Genomic DNA, 14,085 nt, shown 5'->3' with positions numbered 1-14,085 from the left:
GAAACCGGTTGGCCACCAGACTGATCGAGCCCTCGATGCCGTGCCGGAATAGTTAGCTGTGCCACCTATCGAGTTCGCGATGAGCGACGTCGAAACCGCGCCGAACGTACGCTTGCGCAACCAAAAGAATTTCCCGATTCAGCGGGACGACGAGTGCGGACTCCAGTGTTCTTTCCCCCTCGCCTCAAAAGTCCGCAGCCCAAAATATGCGCTCGATCTTCGCGCGTCAAGATCCACGTCTCGACCCCCGTCGTGGAATCACCCGATGACCACGGACCCTGGCGCACAAGACTATTGCGCGGCGGGCGGTCGTCACACCCGGGCGGCGACCGCCCGGCCCGCAGCCCGTCCGGAGAAGATGCACCCGCCCAGGAAGGTGCCTTCCAGCGCGCGGTAGCCGTGCACCCCGCCACCGCCGAAGCCCGCGACCTCACCGGCGGCGTACAAGCCGTCGACCGCCGCGCCGTCCCGGCCCTGCACCCGCGACGACAGGTCGGTTTCCAAGCCGCCCAGCGTCTTCCGGGTGAGCAGGTGCAGGCGGACGGCGATCAGCGGGCCCGCCTTGGGATCGAGCAGCCGGTGCGGTGCGGCCACCCGGATGATCTTGTCGGGACGGTAGGCGCGGGCCGCGCGGATCGCCGCGAGCTGGAGATCCTTGCCGAAGGGGTTGTCGAGTTCACGATCTCGCGAGGTCACCTCGCGCCGCACGCTCGCGACATCGAGCACATCGTCACCGGCGAGTTCGTTCATCCGGCGGACCAGGCCGTCGAGTCCGTCCTCGACCACGAAATCGACGCCCTTGCGCTTGAACGCCTCGACCGGTCCTGGGGCACCCTTCTTCACCCGTTCCAGCAGCAGCCGGATATTGCGGCCGGTCAGGTCGGGATTCTGTTCCTGACCGGAGAGCGCGAACTCCTTCTCGATGATCCGCTGATCCAGGACCAGCCAGGTGTAGTCGAAACCGGTGCGATTGATGTAGCGCATCGAGCCGAGCGTGTCGAAGCCGGGGAACAGCGGGGGCGGCAGCCGGGTGCCGGTCGCGTCCAGCCAGAGCGAGGACGGTCCGGGCGCGACGCGGATGCCGTGATTCGGCCAGACCGGGTCGTAGTTGACGATGCCCTCGGTGTAATGCCACATGCGGTCGCGGTTGATCACGCTCGCGCCGGCGCGCTCCGAGATCTCCAGCATCCGCCCGTCCACGTGCGCGGGCACCCCGGCCAGCATGTGCTCGGGTACCCGCCCCGCGTCGGTCGGCCAGCTCCGGCGGATCAGTTCCGGGTTGTGCCCGATGCCGCCGGAGGTGACGATCACGGCCTGCGCGCCGAACTCGAACTCCCCCACCGACTTCCGGGACGACGCGACACCGCGCGCCGCGTCGGAGGGTTCGAGGACGGTGCCGCGCACCCCGCTGACCGCGCCGCCGGTGACGACGAGTTCGTCGACCTGATGGCGGAACGCGAAGGTCACCAGACCCCGGTCCACGCCGTCGCGCACCCGCGACTCGATGATCTCGACGATCCGCGGCCCGGTGCCCCAGGTGACGTGGAAACGCGGCACCGAATTGCCGGGCCCGTCGGCGCCGTAACCGCCCCGCTCGGCCCAGGCGACGATCGGAAACGACTTCCAGCCGCGTTCGGCCAGCCAGCCGCGCATTTCCCCGGCGGCGAAGTCGACATAGGCCCGCGCCCACTCCCGCGGCCATCGATCCTCGCGCTCGCGGTCGAATCCGGCATTGCCCAGCCAGTCCTGCCAGGCCAGGTCGTAGGAGTCCTTGATCCCGACCCTGCGCTGCTCCGGACTGTTCACCAGGAACAGTCCGCCGAAGGACCAGAATGCCTGTCCGCCGACATTGCCCGCGTTCTCCTGCTCGACGATGAGCACCCGCTTACCCGCGTCGACCAACTCCGCCGTGGCGACCAATCCGGCGAGTCCGGCTCCGACGACGATGACGTCAGCAGATTCGGCCATCACCAACGGTAACCCCACGCCCCGACCCCGGGGAAGCACGAGGACCGCCGTGCCACAATGCGGCATGACCATCAAGTTCGACGCACTCGATGCCGCCTTGCTGGCCGAACTGGCCGCGGACCCGCGGGCGCCGATCCTCGAGCTGGCCCAGCGGCTCGGGATCGCCCGCAACACGGTGCAGGCGCGCATGAAGCGGCTCGAGTCCTCGGGCGCGGTGCGGGGCTATCCGCCCGATATCGATGTGCAGGCGATCGGCTTCGCCGTGCACGCCTTCCTCGGGGTCGAACTCGATCAGAACAAGATGGATCCGATCATCGAGACGCTGCGCGGCTTCCCGCACGTGCTCGAGGTGCACGCCACCACCGGGCGGTCCGATCTGCTGGTCCGGATCGCGGCGCAGTCGCAGCAGGATCTGCTGGAGATCATCCAGCGAGTGCACGCCATCGACGGGGTGAACCACACCGAAACCATGCTCGCGCTGGCCACGCCGATCGGCTACCGGAGCCTGCCGCTGGTCGATCATCTGACCCACCGGCCGAATCAGCCGTGATGTGACGCAGGTCTCTCCACTCGAGCAGATTGGCACATCGACCCCAGTGGTCCAGATCACTTTTGAGCAGACTGATCAACTTTTCGACTGACTGTTGACACCCCTCACCCCTCCACGGCACATTTCGCTGCACCGATTGCAAGTTCCTTCGTTGCGCAGCTCACGATCTGGGTTGTGGAAAGTGTGGTGAGGCGTCCATGACCACCGTCGTCTGTCCGACCGCCGCGCCGCAGGCCGAGCCTGCCGCGCCCTACGACCTCGCCGATCGCTATCGCTCCGGAGCCGGGCCGGTGCTGCTCACGGGCGTGCAGGCCATCGCGCGGCTGCTCGTGGAACAGCATGTGCGCGACCTGCGCGCGGGGCACCGGGTCGCGACATTCGTCTCGGGGTATCAGGGCAGCCCGCTGGGCGGGGTGGACAAGATGCTGCTCGGCATGCCGGAGGTGCGTGCCGAGCACGACATCACCTTCGTGCCCGGGTTCAACGAGGAACTGGCCGCAACCGCGGTCTGGGGCAGCCAGGCCGACCTGCCCGCCGGGCGGCCGACCCACGACGGCGTGGTCGGCGTCTGGTACGGCAAGGGGCCCGGGGTCGACCGCGCCACCGACGCGATCCGGCACGCCAACATGTACGGGGTGAACGCGCGCGGCGGCGTGCTGCTGCTGGTGGGCGACGATCCGGCGTCGAAGTCGTCGACCGTGCCCGCGGTGAGCGAGCGCTCGCTGGCGGCCATGGGTGTGCCGGTGCTGTTCCCGCGCAATGCCGAGGAGATCATCACCCTGGGCATGCGGGGCATCGCCTTGTCGCGGGCCTCGGGCTGTGTGGTGGCGCTGAAGATCGTGGCCGATGTCGCCGACGGTGCCTGGACCGTCGACGCGAGTGTGGCCGATCTCGCCGTCACGGTGCCCGAACTGCAGTGGGAGGGCAGGCCGTTCGTCTACCGGCAGCGGCCGATGGCGGCGCCCTCGGACAGCGTGCTGGCCGAGGCGGATCTCTACGGTCCGCGCTGGGCAATGGTGCAGGCGTACTCGGCGGCCAACGCGCTCGACGTCGTCGAGGTGGATCCGGCCGGGGCGAAGGTCGGCATCGCGGCCACCGGAACCACGTTCGACGCGGTCCGCCAGGCCCTGCTCGACCTGGGCGTCGACGACGCCGCCCTGCACCGGGCGGGCATCCGGCTGCTGCGCATCGGCATGCCCTACCCCGTGGGCGCGGCCGCGGTCACCGAATTCGCGCGCGGTCTCGACGAACTCGTCGTGGTCGAGGACAAGACCGCGTTCATCGAGACCCAGATCCGCGAAATCCTCTACGGCACCCCGGACGCGCCCCGCGTCCTCGGCAAGCACGACGAGCGCGGCGCGCGGCTGATGCCGGTGGACGGCGAACTCACCGCGGGCCGGTTGCTCGCCCCGCTGCGCCGGGTGCTGCGCGGCCGGGTGGAGCTGAAACGGGCTGCGCCACCGGCACTTCCGCTCGAGGTCCTGTCCGCCCAGCGGACGCCCTACTTCTGCAGCGGCTGCCCGCACAACCGTTCCACCGCGCTGCCCGACGGCTCGATCGGCGGCGGTGGCATCGGCTGCCACACACTGGTGACCCTGTCCGGGCGCGCCGACAGCGCGGTCACCGGGCTGACCCAGATGGGCGGCGAGGGTAGCCAGTGGATCGGACAGGCGCCGTTCACCGATGTGCCGCACCTGTTCCAGAACATCGGCGACGGCACCTTCTTCCACTCCGGGCAGCTGGCCGTGCAGGCGTGTGTCGCGGCCGGGGTGAACATCACCTACAAGCTGCTCTACAACGAAGTCGTCGCGATGACCGGCGCCCAGGACGCGGAGGGCATGCTCACCGTCGCGCAGCTGACCCACAAACTCACCACCGAGGGCGTGCGGCAGATCATCATCTGCGCCGACGAACCGCGGCGCCATCGCAAGCGCTCGCTCGCCAAGGGCACCCTGCTGTGGCACCGCGACCGGCTCGACGAGGCCCAGCGGGCACTGCGCGAGATCGAGGGCGTCACGGTGCTCATCTACGACCAGCACTGCGCCGCCGACGCGCGCAGGCAGCGCAAGCGCGGCGCGCTGCCGGTCCGCAACACCCGGGTGGTGATCAACGAGGCGGTCTGCGAGGGCTGCGGCGACTGCGGCACCAAGTCGAACTGCCTGTCGGTGCAGCCGGTCGACACCGAGTTCGGGCGCAAGACCCGCATCGATCAGACCTCGTGCAACACCGACTACAGCTGCCTCGACGGCGACTGCCCGTCGTTCGTCACGGTGGAGACCGTGCCGGACAAGAAGCGTAAGACCAAGCGCCGCAAGGCCACCGAACCGCCCGCGGTCGCCGATCCCGGACTGGGCGCACCGCAACGCACCCAGAACGTGCTGATCGCGGGCATCGGCGGCACCGGCATCGTGACGGTGAACCAGGTGCTGGCCACCGCCGCCCTGCGGGCCGGGTACGAGGTGGAGAGCCTGGACCAGATCGGGATGAGCCAGAAGGCCGGTCCGGTGGTCTCGCACCTGCGGTTCTCCGGCACGGAGCTGGAACCGGCCAACCGGCTCACCCCGGGCAGCGCGGACTGCCTGCTCGCCGTCGACCTGCTCACCGCCACCGAAGCGCGGTACCTGCAGTACGGCGACGTGGCCCGCACCGTGGCCGTGGCCTCGACGAGCCAGACCCCGACCGGCGACATGGTCTACGACAAGTCGGTGACCTACCCCGCCACCGAGACGCTGCTGGATCGGATCGCGGCGGTGTCGCACTCGACGCACCACTTCGACGCCCTCGCCGCGGCGCAGACCCTGTTCGGCACCACCGCGGCGGCCAACTTCCTGATCGTCGGCGCGGCCGTGCAGTCCGGTGGGCTGCGGCTGCCGGTGGCGGCGATCGAGGAGTCCATCGGGATCAACGGGGTCGCGGTGGACGCCAATATCGCGGCCTTCCGGTGGGGACGGGTCGCCGTCGCCGATCCGGCCGCGTTCGCCGCGGCGGTCGATGAGGGGCAGCCGCGGCGCACTCCCCCACGGGTGCCGCTGGAACTGCTGGCGCACACCGACTTCGACGGCGAGGTGCGGCGGCTCATGGAGCTGCGCGCGGCGAACCTGATCGGCTACCAGAACGCGGACGTGGCCCGGCGCTACATCGAGACCGTCGAACTCGCCTGGGCGGCGGAGCGCAAGATCACCGACCGCACCGACTTCAGCGAGGCCGTGGCGCGCGGGCTCTACAAGTTCACCGCCTACAAGGACGAGTACGAGGTGGCCCGGCTGCTGGTCGACCCGGCGTTCCTGGACGAGGTGCAGGCCCAGGTCCCCGGCGGCGAGAAGCTCACCTACAAGCTGCACCCGCCGGTCCTGCGGGCCATGGGCCGGCGCAAGAAGATCGGTCTGGCGCCGAAATCCCATGTGGCGCTGAAGGTGCTGGCCAAGGGCAAGTTCCTGCGCGGCACCAAGCTCGACCCCTTCGGCTACGCGCACGTCCGCAAGGTCGAACGGGAACTGCTGGCCCACTACACCGGCATGGTGGGGCGGCTGGCCGAGGAACTGCGCCCGGAGAACTACGACACCGCCATCGCGGCCGCCGCCCTGCCCGACGTGGTGCGCGGCTACGAGGACATCAAGCTCGCCAATGTCGAGCTGTACCGGACCGGACTGCGCGAGCTCGGCATCGAGTACTGACGAAACACCCAGCGGCGCGACCACTTCGGTGGCACCGCGACAGCCGTCGCGCGTGACGGTGCCGATCACACCGCCACGCGCCCAGCGCATCACGACACCGTGGTGCACCCCACCGCCGCACACCCGCGGCACCACAACACCGTCGCACCCCGGCACGACCCGTGGTGCGCGGCCATCGAAAGGAATCGACAGTGACCGTTGCGCACACCGAAGCGGGAGTCTTCGGCCGATCGCACGAGTTGAGCGCCCGCGCCCACGAACAGGTGGTGTTCTGCGAGGACGACAGGTCGGGGCTGAAGGCGATCATCGCCATCCACTCGACCGCGCTCGGCCCGGCCCTGGGCGGCACCCGCTTCTACCCCTACGCCGACGAATCCGCGGCGTTGCAGGACGTGCTGCGGCTGTCGTGGGGCATGACCTACAAGGCCGCGGCGGCCGGCGTCGACCTCGGCGGCGGCAAGGCGGTGATCATCGGCGATCCGGCGACCGTGAAGAGCGCGGAGCTGCTCACCGCCTACGCCCGCTTCGTGGAAACCCTGGGCGGCCGCTACATCACCGCGGGCGACGTGGGCACGAACACCGACGACCTCGATGTCATCGGCAGGCACACCCGCTACGTCACCGGCCGCAGCGTCGCCGCGGGCGGCAGCGGGGACAGCGCCCGGCTGACCGCGCTCGGCGTCTTCCACGCCATGCGCGCCGGCGCCGAGTCCGTCTGGGGCGCACCGACACTGGCCGGTCGCACGGTCGGCGTCGAGGGCGTCGGCAAGGTGGGCCGCGAGCTCACCGCGCTGCTGCTGGCCGACGGCGCCGAGGTCTGCGTCACCGATGTGAACGAGGCCGCGCTGCGGCGCATCGCCGACGAACAGCCCGCGGTACGGCTGCTGTCGACGGTGGCCACCGCGCCGGTCGACGTGTACGCCCCGTGCGCGATGGGCGCCACGCTCACCGCGGCGAGCGCGCCGACGATCGAGGCCAAGCTGATCTGCGGCGCGGCCAACAACCAGCTCGCCACCCCCGAGGTGGAGCGGGCGCTGACCGACCGCGGCATCACCTGGGTGCCCGATTTCGTGGCCAACGGCGGCGGGCTCATCCAGGTGGCGGGCGAGCTGCGCGCCGCCGCCCCGGCCGAGGTCGAGGCCGAGGTCGCCGACATCTACCCGCGCTGCCGCGAGATCATCGCCGCCGCGCTGTCGGAGGGGATCGGGACCGGCGCCGCCGCCAACCGGTTCGCCGAACGCCGCCTCGACGCCATCCCCCGGTCGCTCTGATGACGATCACGAGCGGCCTGTTCCGCACCAAGTCCGTCGAACAGTCGATCAAGGACACCGACGATCCGGACGCCAAGCTGCGCAAGGATCTGACGGCGAAGGACCTGACCATCTTCGGTGTCGCGGTGGTGATCGGCGCGGGCATCTTCACCCTGACCGCGCGCACGGCGGGCACGGTGGCGGGCCCCGCGGTCTCGCTCGCCTTCGTGTTCGCGGCGGTCGCCTGCGGGCTGACGGCGCTGTGTTACGCCGAGTTCGCCTCGACCGTGCCGGTCGCCGGGAGCGCCTACACCTTCGCCTACGCCACCTTCGGCGAGGTCATCGCCTGGATCATCGGCTGGGATCTGATCCTGGAGTTCGCCCTGGCGGTCGCGGTGGTCGCCAAGGGATGGTCGCAGTATCTGGGCAATGTGCTCGGGTCCTCGGCGCCGGTGGTGCAGATCGGCTCGCTGCACTTCGACTGGGGCGCCGTGCTGATCATCGCGGTGGTCGGTGTACTGCTGGCCACCGGGACCAAGCTGTCCTCGCGGGTGTCGGCCATCGCCGTCGCGATCAAGCTGGGCGTGATCGCGCTGGTGCTGGTGGTCGGCGCGACCTACTTCAAGCCGTCGAACCTGACCCCGTACATCCCGCCGTCGGCGCCGTCGGAGAAGGCCGAGGGCCTGCGGCAGTCGCTGTTCGCCTTCCTCACCGGTTCCGGTGGCACCAGCTACGGCTGGTACGGCCTGCTCGCCGCGGCCAGCCTGGTGTTCTTCGCCTTCATCGGCTTCGACGTGGTCGCCACCACCGCCGAGGAGACCCGCAACCCGCAGCGCGACATCCCGCGCGGCATCCTGGGCTCACTCGCGATCGTGACGGTGCTCTACATCGCGGTCTCGCTGATCCTGACCGGCATGGTGCCCTACACCGCGCTGGCCGACGGCAACGCGACCCTCGCCACGGCCTTCGCCATCCACGGCGCGACCTGGGTGAAGAACATCATCGCGATCGGAGCCCTGGCCGGGCTGTCGACGGTGGTCATGGTGATGTTCCTCGGCCAGACCCGGGTGCTGTTCGCCATGGCTCGCGACGGGCTGCTGCCCCGTGGCCTCGCGCAGACCGGGAAGAAGGGCACGCCCGTCCGGTTGACCGTGATCGTCGGCGTGGTCTGCGCGCTGCTGGCCGGGTTCGTCGACTTCGGCACGCTGGAGGAGATGGTCAATATCGGCACCCTGGTGGCCTTCGTGCTGGTGTCGGTCGGCGTGGTGGTGCTGCGCCGGACCCGTCCCGACCTGCCGCGCGGCTTCCGCGTCCCGTTCGTCCCGGTGGTTCCCATCCTCGGCGCGCTGGCGTGCGTGTGGCTGATGGTGAATCTCTCGATCGAGACGTGGCTGCGCTTCGTGATCTGGATGGCCCTCGGTGTCGTGGTCTACTTCGCCTACGGCCGTCGGCACTCGGTCCTCGGTCGCGGGCGGCGGGAACCGGCCGAGCCGGAGCTGACGCCGGTCCGATAGCCGAAACCCACTGGGCCGCCACCGCTCGGGCATCGAGCCGGTGGCGGCCTGGCCGGCGTCCGTGGCCCGGTTGGCCAGCGCTTTCGACAGCCTGTGGCACTCAGTGCCAGCTCGGGTGAAATAATCCCCGGGACAGCCAGGGCAATGCGATGTTGGGAGTTCTGCAGTGGAGTTGATCGGAGTGATCGGTGGCGGCACCATGGGTGCCGGCATCGCGGAGGTTTGTGCCAAGGCGGGCAGCCAGGTGCTCGTGCTCGAGACCAAGCCGGAGTTCGCCGAGGCGGCCGAGCAGCGGATCGCGAGCTCGATCAGCCGGGGCGTGTCCCGCGGCAAGATCACCCAGGAGGAGGCCGACGCGGCGATCGCGCGCGTGCGGGTCACCCTGGACATCGACGAGTTCGCCGACCGCGACCTGGTGATCGAGGCCGCGCCGGAGATCGAGTCGGTGAAGGCCGACATCTTCAGCAAGCTCGACAAGATCGTCAAGCCCGAGGGCATCCTCGCCACCAACACCTCCTCCATCCCGGTGATCAAGGTGGCAGGCGCCACCGAGCGGCCCGAGCGTGTGGTCGGCGTGCACTTCTTCAACCCGGTGCCGGTGATGCCGCTGGTCGAGATCATCTCGACCCTGGTCACCGCGCCGGAAGCGGCCGCGGCCGTCACCGACTACGCCAAGAACACCCTGGGCAAGATGACCGTGCAGGCCGGTGACCGCTCCGGCTTCATCGTCAACGCCCTACTCATCCCCTACCTGTGCTCGGCGATCCGGATGCTCGAGACCGGCTACGCCACCGCCGAGGACATCGACGCGGCCATGAAGGGCGGCTGCGGCTACCCGATGGGTCCGCTGACCCTGCTCGACACCGTCGGCCTCGACATCGCCCTGGCCGCCTCGGAGTCGCTGTACGCCGAGTTCGCCGAGCCGCACCTCGCCCCGCCCGCGCTGCTGCGCCGGATGGTCGACGCGGGCCGCCTCGGCCGCAAGTCCGGCCGCGGGTTCTACGACTACGCGAAGTGATCGCGTCCCGCGGGAGTCGCCCCGGCGGCTCCCGCGGGGTGTGCGGGCCGGACCAGCACCCGCTGGGCCGACGCGGCGAGCAGATCGATGAGGTCGCGGTCGTGCACAGGTAGCCGCCCGGTCGTGCCGATCGCCGCCAGCGCGCCCGCGACGGTACCGTCGGCCGCGCGCACCGGCACCGCGACCGCACTGCGGCCGACCCGGCATTCGTTCACCTCGGTGGCGACGGCCCGCGCGTCGACCCGCCGCAGTTCCGCGGCGAGCTCGGCCGGGGAGGTGATGGTGAAGGTCGTCACCCGGCGCAGCGGTCCCTCGGCGAGCTCGGGATGCCGGGTCATCAGCACCTTGCCGATCGCGGACGCGTGCGGATGCCGGATCAGCACTTTCTCCCCGCTCAGCTCGTGATCGGGGTCCCTGTCGATCATCCGGATCCGGCGGCCGGTGAACGCGGCGAGGTGGATGCCGAAGCGCACCTGGGCGCGCAGTTCGGCGAGCACCCGATGGTGGTCGTCCGCGGGTTCGGCTGCGGCACCGGCCAGTTCACGGGTGCGGCGGCCGAGCGCGAAGCCCGAGAGGTCCTCGATGCGCACCAGATAGCCGTCGGCGACGAGCAGATTCAGCAATCGGTAGGCCGTCGCCGGGGCGATCCCGGTCTGCGTGGCGATCTCCTTCGCGGTGGCCCCCGAGCCGAGCCGGGCCACCGCTTCGAGCAGCGCGAGCGCCTTCTGGACCGCGCGCGGCTCGTGTCCGCTCGGGCCGTCCCGGCGGGTCGCCGCCGTCACGGTGCGCCACGGTCGGCCCGCGGCACCCCGACCAGGGCCATCGCGCCGCGGGCATTCACGGCGAACACCCCGGCGCCCGGCAGCACGTCGACCGATTCGGGGCTGTCGAAAACCCCGATGGCGGTGAGACTTCGGGGGTGGGTCAGCCGGAGATAGCGGTACCAGCACGCGCCGATCGCCAGGACGACGACGATCAGCGCGGGCGCGGCGACGACACCGTGCCGCGCGTCGGAGAACGTCAGGTACACCAGGACGACGGCGAGCACCGAACTCGCGCCCCACCCCGCACAGCGGTCCAGCCGGCTCAGCTCGTCGATGCGGCCCAGGAACAGCACCGCGGCCACCGCGACTAGGATGTAGGACAGCGCGAGCGCGGTCCGGACGACCGTCTTCACCGACGGCGGCACCCCGTCCAGCGCCACGAACAGCAGGCCGACGACCGTGACCGTGCCGATGATCGCGAGCAACGCGACGTGCGGGGTCCGCAGCCGCGCGCCCACCCGGCCGAACACCCGCGGCAGCACACCCTCCACGCTCATCGAATAGACCAGGCGCGACGCGGCATTCGACGATGCCATCGACGAACCGAGCCACGAACAGGTGAGCCCCGCGTCGAGCAGGATCACCACGAGCAGGCTCGATCCCCCGGACGTCCCGTGCAGATACGCGTTGACGACCGCTCCCGCGTGCCCGGACCATGCCGCCCAGGACGCGAAGATGAACAGCGCACCGCACAGGATCGGCGTCCACAGCACGGTGCGGGTCACCGTCACCAGCGGACGCCGGGTCTCCGGCGCGAAGAACGTCGCGCTCTCGAAGCCGGCCAGCGCGAACAACGCCGACAGCGCGATCGCCAGCACCGCGGGCACATTCGGCGCGTCCGGGATGACCGGCACCGCGGGCCCCGACACCAGCATCAGGCCGATGATGAAGCTCAGCGAGCACGCCTCGACCGCCAGGATCGCGATCGCCGCGAACCGCACACCGCGCACCAGCACGGCGCCGATCAGGACCGCGATGCCGAGGTAGATCGCGCCGATCCCCCAGCCGCGCACGGTGATTCCGAGCTGCGCGGCCAGCGCCAGCACGGTCTGCGAGCCGTGATACATCGTCAGCGCGGCGCTGCCCAGGTATTTCACGAGCATGCCGACACCGCAGGTGAGCGCCGCGCGTGGCCCGGCGCCGTGACTGACGAAGGTGTAGAGCCCGCCCGCCGCGGACAGCCGCCGGGTGAATTGCGCCAGGCAGTGCGCGATCAGGGTGACGACAACGGTCGCGACGACGATGGTGACCAGGCCGGGCAGCAGCGCGTTGTGGGTGAGCATGGTGACCGGCAGCAGCACCATCGAGGCGGCGGGCGCGGTCGTGGCCACCGACTGCCCGAGCAGCGCGACCCCCGAGAGCTGCCTGCGCCCCAGCGCGCGCAACGGCGACACCGCGGGCCGTTCGGGTTCGTCCGCCGCGAACGACCTCGCGACCGCGTCGGCCAGAGCAGTCACCACACACCTCCCACGCCGGCCACGCGTGCCCGCCGGTGCGGGCGACCCTAACCAGGCCGGGTTTCGGCGATATTGCGGTGGTGAGTCCGTCGGCGCACGCCGAGTGAGAACGGGCCGCCGCGCCTCTCACTCGCCGACCGGTGAACGTTTTCTCCGGCGTAGCGCCACCGCCCCACCCGCCTTCGAGACTGTCGCAGAACGGACATCGCGGATCAGCGGACGGAGCGGCCCATGGCAGTCACCAGAAGATCATTCATGCAGAGTCTCGGGGTCACCGGCGGCGCTGGCCTCGCCTACGGCGCGCTGTCGACGCTGGGGCTCGCGCCCGCCACCGCGCAGGTGCCGTTCCGGTCCCCCGCCATGGGCGATCTCATCGGCAAGTCGGGGTCCGGCGCGTCCGTCGTGATTCTCGGTGGTGGGCCCGCCGGGCTGTGCGCGGCCTACGAATTGGGCAAGGCGGGCTACGACGTCACCGTGCTCGAGGCCAGGAAGCGGCCGGGCGGGCGGGTGTGGTCGGTGCGCAACGGCACCACCGAAACCGACCTCAACGGCGAAACCCAGACCTGTACCTTCGCCGAGGGGCACTACTTCAATCTGGGGGCCACGCGAATTCCGCAGGGCCACATCACCCTCGACTACTGTCGCGAACTCGGCGTCGAGGTCCAGCCCTTCGGCAATCAGAACGCCAACACGCTGGTCAACTACCAGAGCGCGACGCCGATCTCCGGGCAGTCGGTGCAGTACCGGGCGGCGAAGGCCGACATGTACGGCTATCTGTCGGAGCTGTTGCAGAAGGCCGCGTCGCGTGGCGCGCTCGACGATGTGCTGACCGGCGACGACAAGGAGGCGCTGGCGTCGTTCCTGCGCGATTTCGGCGATCTGTCCAGTGACGGCCGCTATCTCGGCTCGACCCGGCGCGGCTACGAGTCCGAGCCCGGCGCGGGCCTGAACTTCGGCGACCAGCGCAAGCCCTTCGCCATGTCCGACACCCTCCGCAGTGGTCTCGGCCGCAACTTCAGCTTCGAGTTCGGCTACGACCAGGCCATGATGATGATGACCCCGGTCGGCGGCATGGACCGCATCTACACCGCCTTCCAGCGCGCGATCGGCAACGACCGGATCCGTTTCGGCGCCGAGGTGTCGGCCCTGCGCAACACCCCGGGCGGGGTCCGGGTCGAGTACACCCGCGACGGCGCGAAGCAGGCTCTCGACGCCGACTACTGCATCTGCACGCTGCCCCCGAATCTCGTCGGGCGCCTGGCCACCAACCTGCCCGCCGACGTGCTGACCGCGTTGAAGGCGGCCGTGCCGGTGTCCTCCGGCAAGCTCGGCATCGAGTACTCGCGGCGCTGGTGGGAGCTGGAGGACCGGATCTACGGCGGCGCGACCAATACCGACAAGGACATCGCGCAGATCATGTTCCCGTACGACCACTACCACGGCGAACGCGGCGTGGTGGTCGGCTACTACAACACCGGCAAGCGGCACCAGGCCTTCGAATCCCTCACGCACCGGCAGCGATTGGCGAAGGCGGTCGCGGAGGGCTCGGCGATCCACGGCGAGAAGTACGGGCGCGACATCGCCTCCGCGTTCTCCGGCAGCTGGCGGCGCACCCGGTATTCCGAGGGCGCGTGGGTCGGCTGGTCGGGCAGCGACGCGCACGGCGGCGTGGCCACGCCGGAGTACACCAAGCTGCTCGCGCCGGTCGAGCGGGTGTATTTCGCCGGAGACCACCTGTCCAACGCGATCGCCTGGCAGCACGGAGCCTTCACCTCGGCCCGCGATGTCGTGACCGCCCTGCACGCCCGCGTCGCGGCCTGACACCCCTTC

At 70.3% G+C, this 14,085-nt stretch carries 9 protein-coding genes; 6 read left to right on the top strand and 3 right to left on the bottom strand.

Annotation, left to right across the window (positions count from 1 at the left end; genetic code table 11):
• Nucleotides 1–312: 312 nt before the first annotated feature.
• On the bottom strand, nucleotides 313–1,968 hold the full coding sequence (locus tag AB0H54_RS09075) for an FAD-binding dehydrogenase (RefSeq protein WP_357343992.1): 1,656 nt from the start codon (nucleotides 1,966–1,968) through the stop codon (nucleotides 313–315).
• 64 nt (nucleotides 1,969–2,032) lie between these two features.
• Here AB0H54_RS09075 and AB0H54_RS09070 point away from each other — a divergent pair, with 64 nt between their 5' ends.
• The 5 genes from AB0H54_RS09070 (at nucleotide 2,033) to AB0H54_RS09050 (ending at nucleotide 9,974) form a co-directional block, all read left to right on the top strand.
• The gene (locus AB0H54_RS09070) at nucleotides 2,033–2,518 is read left to right on the top strand and encodes an Lrp/AsnC family transcriptional regulator (protein WP_357343990.1); all 486 of its coding nucleotides are present in this window, start codon (nucleotides 2,033–2,035) and stop codon (nucleotides 2,516–2,518) included.
• A gap of 197 nt (nucleotides 2,519–2,715) precedes the next feature.
• The gene (locus AB0H54_RS09065; RefSeq protein WP_357343988.1) at nucleotides 2,716–6,192 is read left to right on the top strand and encodes an indolepyruvate ferredoxin oxidoreductase family protein; all 3,477 of its coding nucleotides are present in this window, start codon (nucleotides 2,716–2,718) and stop codon (nucleotides 6,190–6,192) included.
• A 191-nt stretch (nucleotides 6,193–6,383) separates the two neighbouring features.
• The gene (locus tag AB0H54_RS09060) at nucleotides 6,384–7,463 is read left to right on the top strand and encodes a Glu/Leu/Phe/Val dehydrogenase dimerization domain-containing protein (protein ID WP_357343987.1); all 1,080 of its coding nucleotides are present in this window, start codon (nucleotides 6,384–6,386) and stop codon (nucleotides 7,461–7,463) included.
• Nucleotides 7,463–8,956 carry an amino acid permease gene (locus AB0H54_RS09055; RefSeq protein WP_357343985.1) on the top strand — a complete coding sequence of 498 codons (1,494 nt, stop codon included), beginning with the start codon at nucleotides 7,463–7,465 and terminating at the stop codon, nucleotides 8,954–8,956. The genes AB0H54_RS09060 and AB0H54_RS09055 overlap by 1 nt, the downstream gene beginning before the upstream one ends.
• A 166-nt stretch (nucleotides 8,957–9,122) precedes the next feature.
• Nucleotides 9,123–9,974 carry a 3-hydroxybutyryl-CoA dehydrogenase gene (locus AB0H54_RS09050; RefSeq protein WP_357343983.1) on the top strand — a complete coding sequence of 284 codons (852 nt, stop codon included), beginning with the start codon at nucleotides 9,123–9,125 and terminating at the stop codon, nucleotides 9,972–9,974.
• On the opposite strand, the gene AB0H54_RS09045 is transcribed toward AB0H54_RS09050, so the two are convergent.
• Together AB0H54_RS09045 and AB0H54_RS09040 are read right to left on the bottom strand one after the other, a co-directional pair.
• The gene (locus AB0H54_RS09045; protein ID WP_357343982.1) at nucleotides 9,962–10,756 is read right to left on the bottom strand and encodes a helix-turn-helix domain-containing protein; all 795 of its coding nucleotides are present in this window, start codon (nucleotides 10,754–10,756) and stop codon (nucleotides 9,962–9,964) included. The two genes, AB0H54_RS09050 and AB0H54_RS09045, sit on opposite strands and share 13 nt — an antisense overlap.
• Complete coding sequence (locus tag AB0H54_RS09040) at nucleotides 10,753–12,255, bottom strand: APC family permease (RefSeq protein ID WP_357343980.1); 1,503 nt, start codon at nucleotides 12,253–12,255, stop codon at nucleotides 10,753–10,755. Before AB0H54_RS09040 ends, AB0H54_RS09045 begins: the two co-directional genes overlap by 4 nt.
• 255 nt (nucleotides 12,256–12,510) lie before the next feature.
• On the opposite strand from AB0H54_RS09040, the gene AB0H54_RS09035 reads away from it, so the two are divergent.
• Nucleotides 12,511–14,076, top strand: coding sequence for an FAD-dependent oxidoreductase (locus AB0H54_RS09035; protein ID WP_357343978.1), 1,566 nt, complete (start codon nucleotides 12,511–12,513; stop codon nucleotides 14,074–14,076).
• The last annotated feature ends 9 nt before the right edge of the window (nucleotides 14,077–14,085 follow it).

This window comes from Nocardia sp. NPDC050718 (assembly GCF_040654235.1).
In the GTDB taxonomy this organism is placed as follows: Bacteria; Actinomycetota; Actinomycetes; order Mycobacteriales; family Mycobacteriaceae; genus Nocardia.
Note: the sequence above shows the minus strand (reverse complement) of the source record. Positions and strands in the feature narration are given on the sequence as shown.

Bases quoted from the DNA above. Each gene is read 5' to 3' on its own strand.
- AB0H54_RS09075 (WP_357343992.1), bottom strand. From the start codon at position 1,968: ATGGCCGAATCTGCTGACGTCATCGTCGTCGGAGCCGGACTCGCCGGA.
- AB0H54_RS09070 (WP_357343990.1), top strand. From the start codon at position 2,033: ATGACCATCAAGTTCGACGCACTCGATGCCGCCTTGCTGGCCGAACTG.
- AB0H54_RS09065 (WP_357343988.1), top strand. From the start codon at position 2,716: ATGACCACCGTCGTCTGTCCGACCGCCGCGCCGCAGGCCGAGCCTGCC.
- AB0H54_RS09055 (WP_357343985.1), top strand. From the start codon at position 7,463: ATGACGATCACGAGCGGCCTGTTCCGCACCAAGTCCGTCGAACAGTCG.
- AB0H54_RS09035 (WP_357343978.1), top strand. From the start codon at position 12,511: ATGCAGAGTCTCGGGGTCACCGGCGGCGCTGGCCTCGCCTACGGCGCG.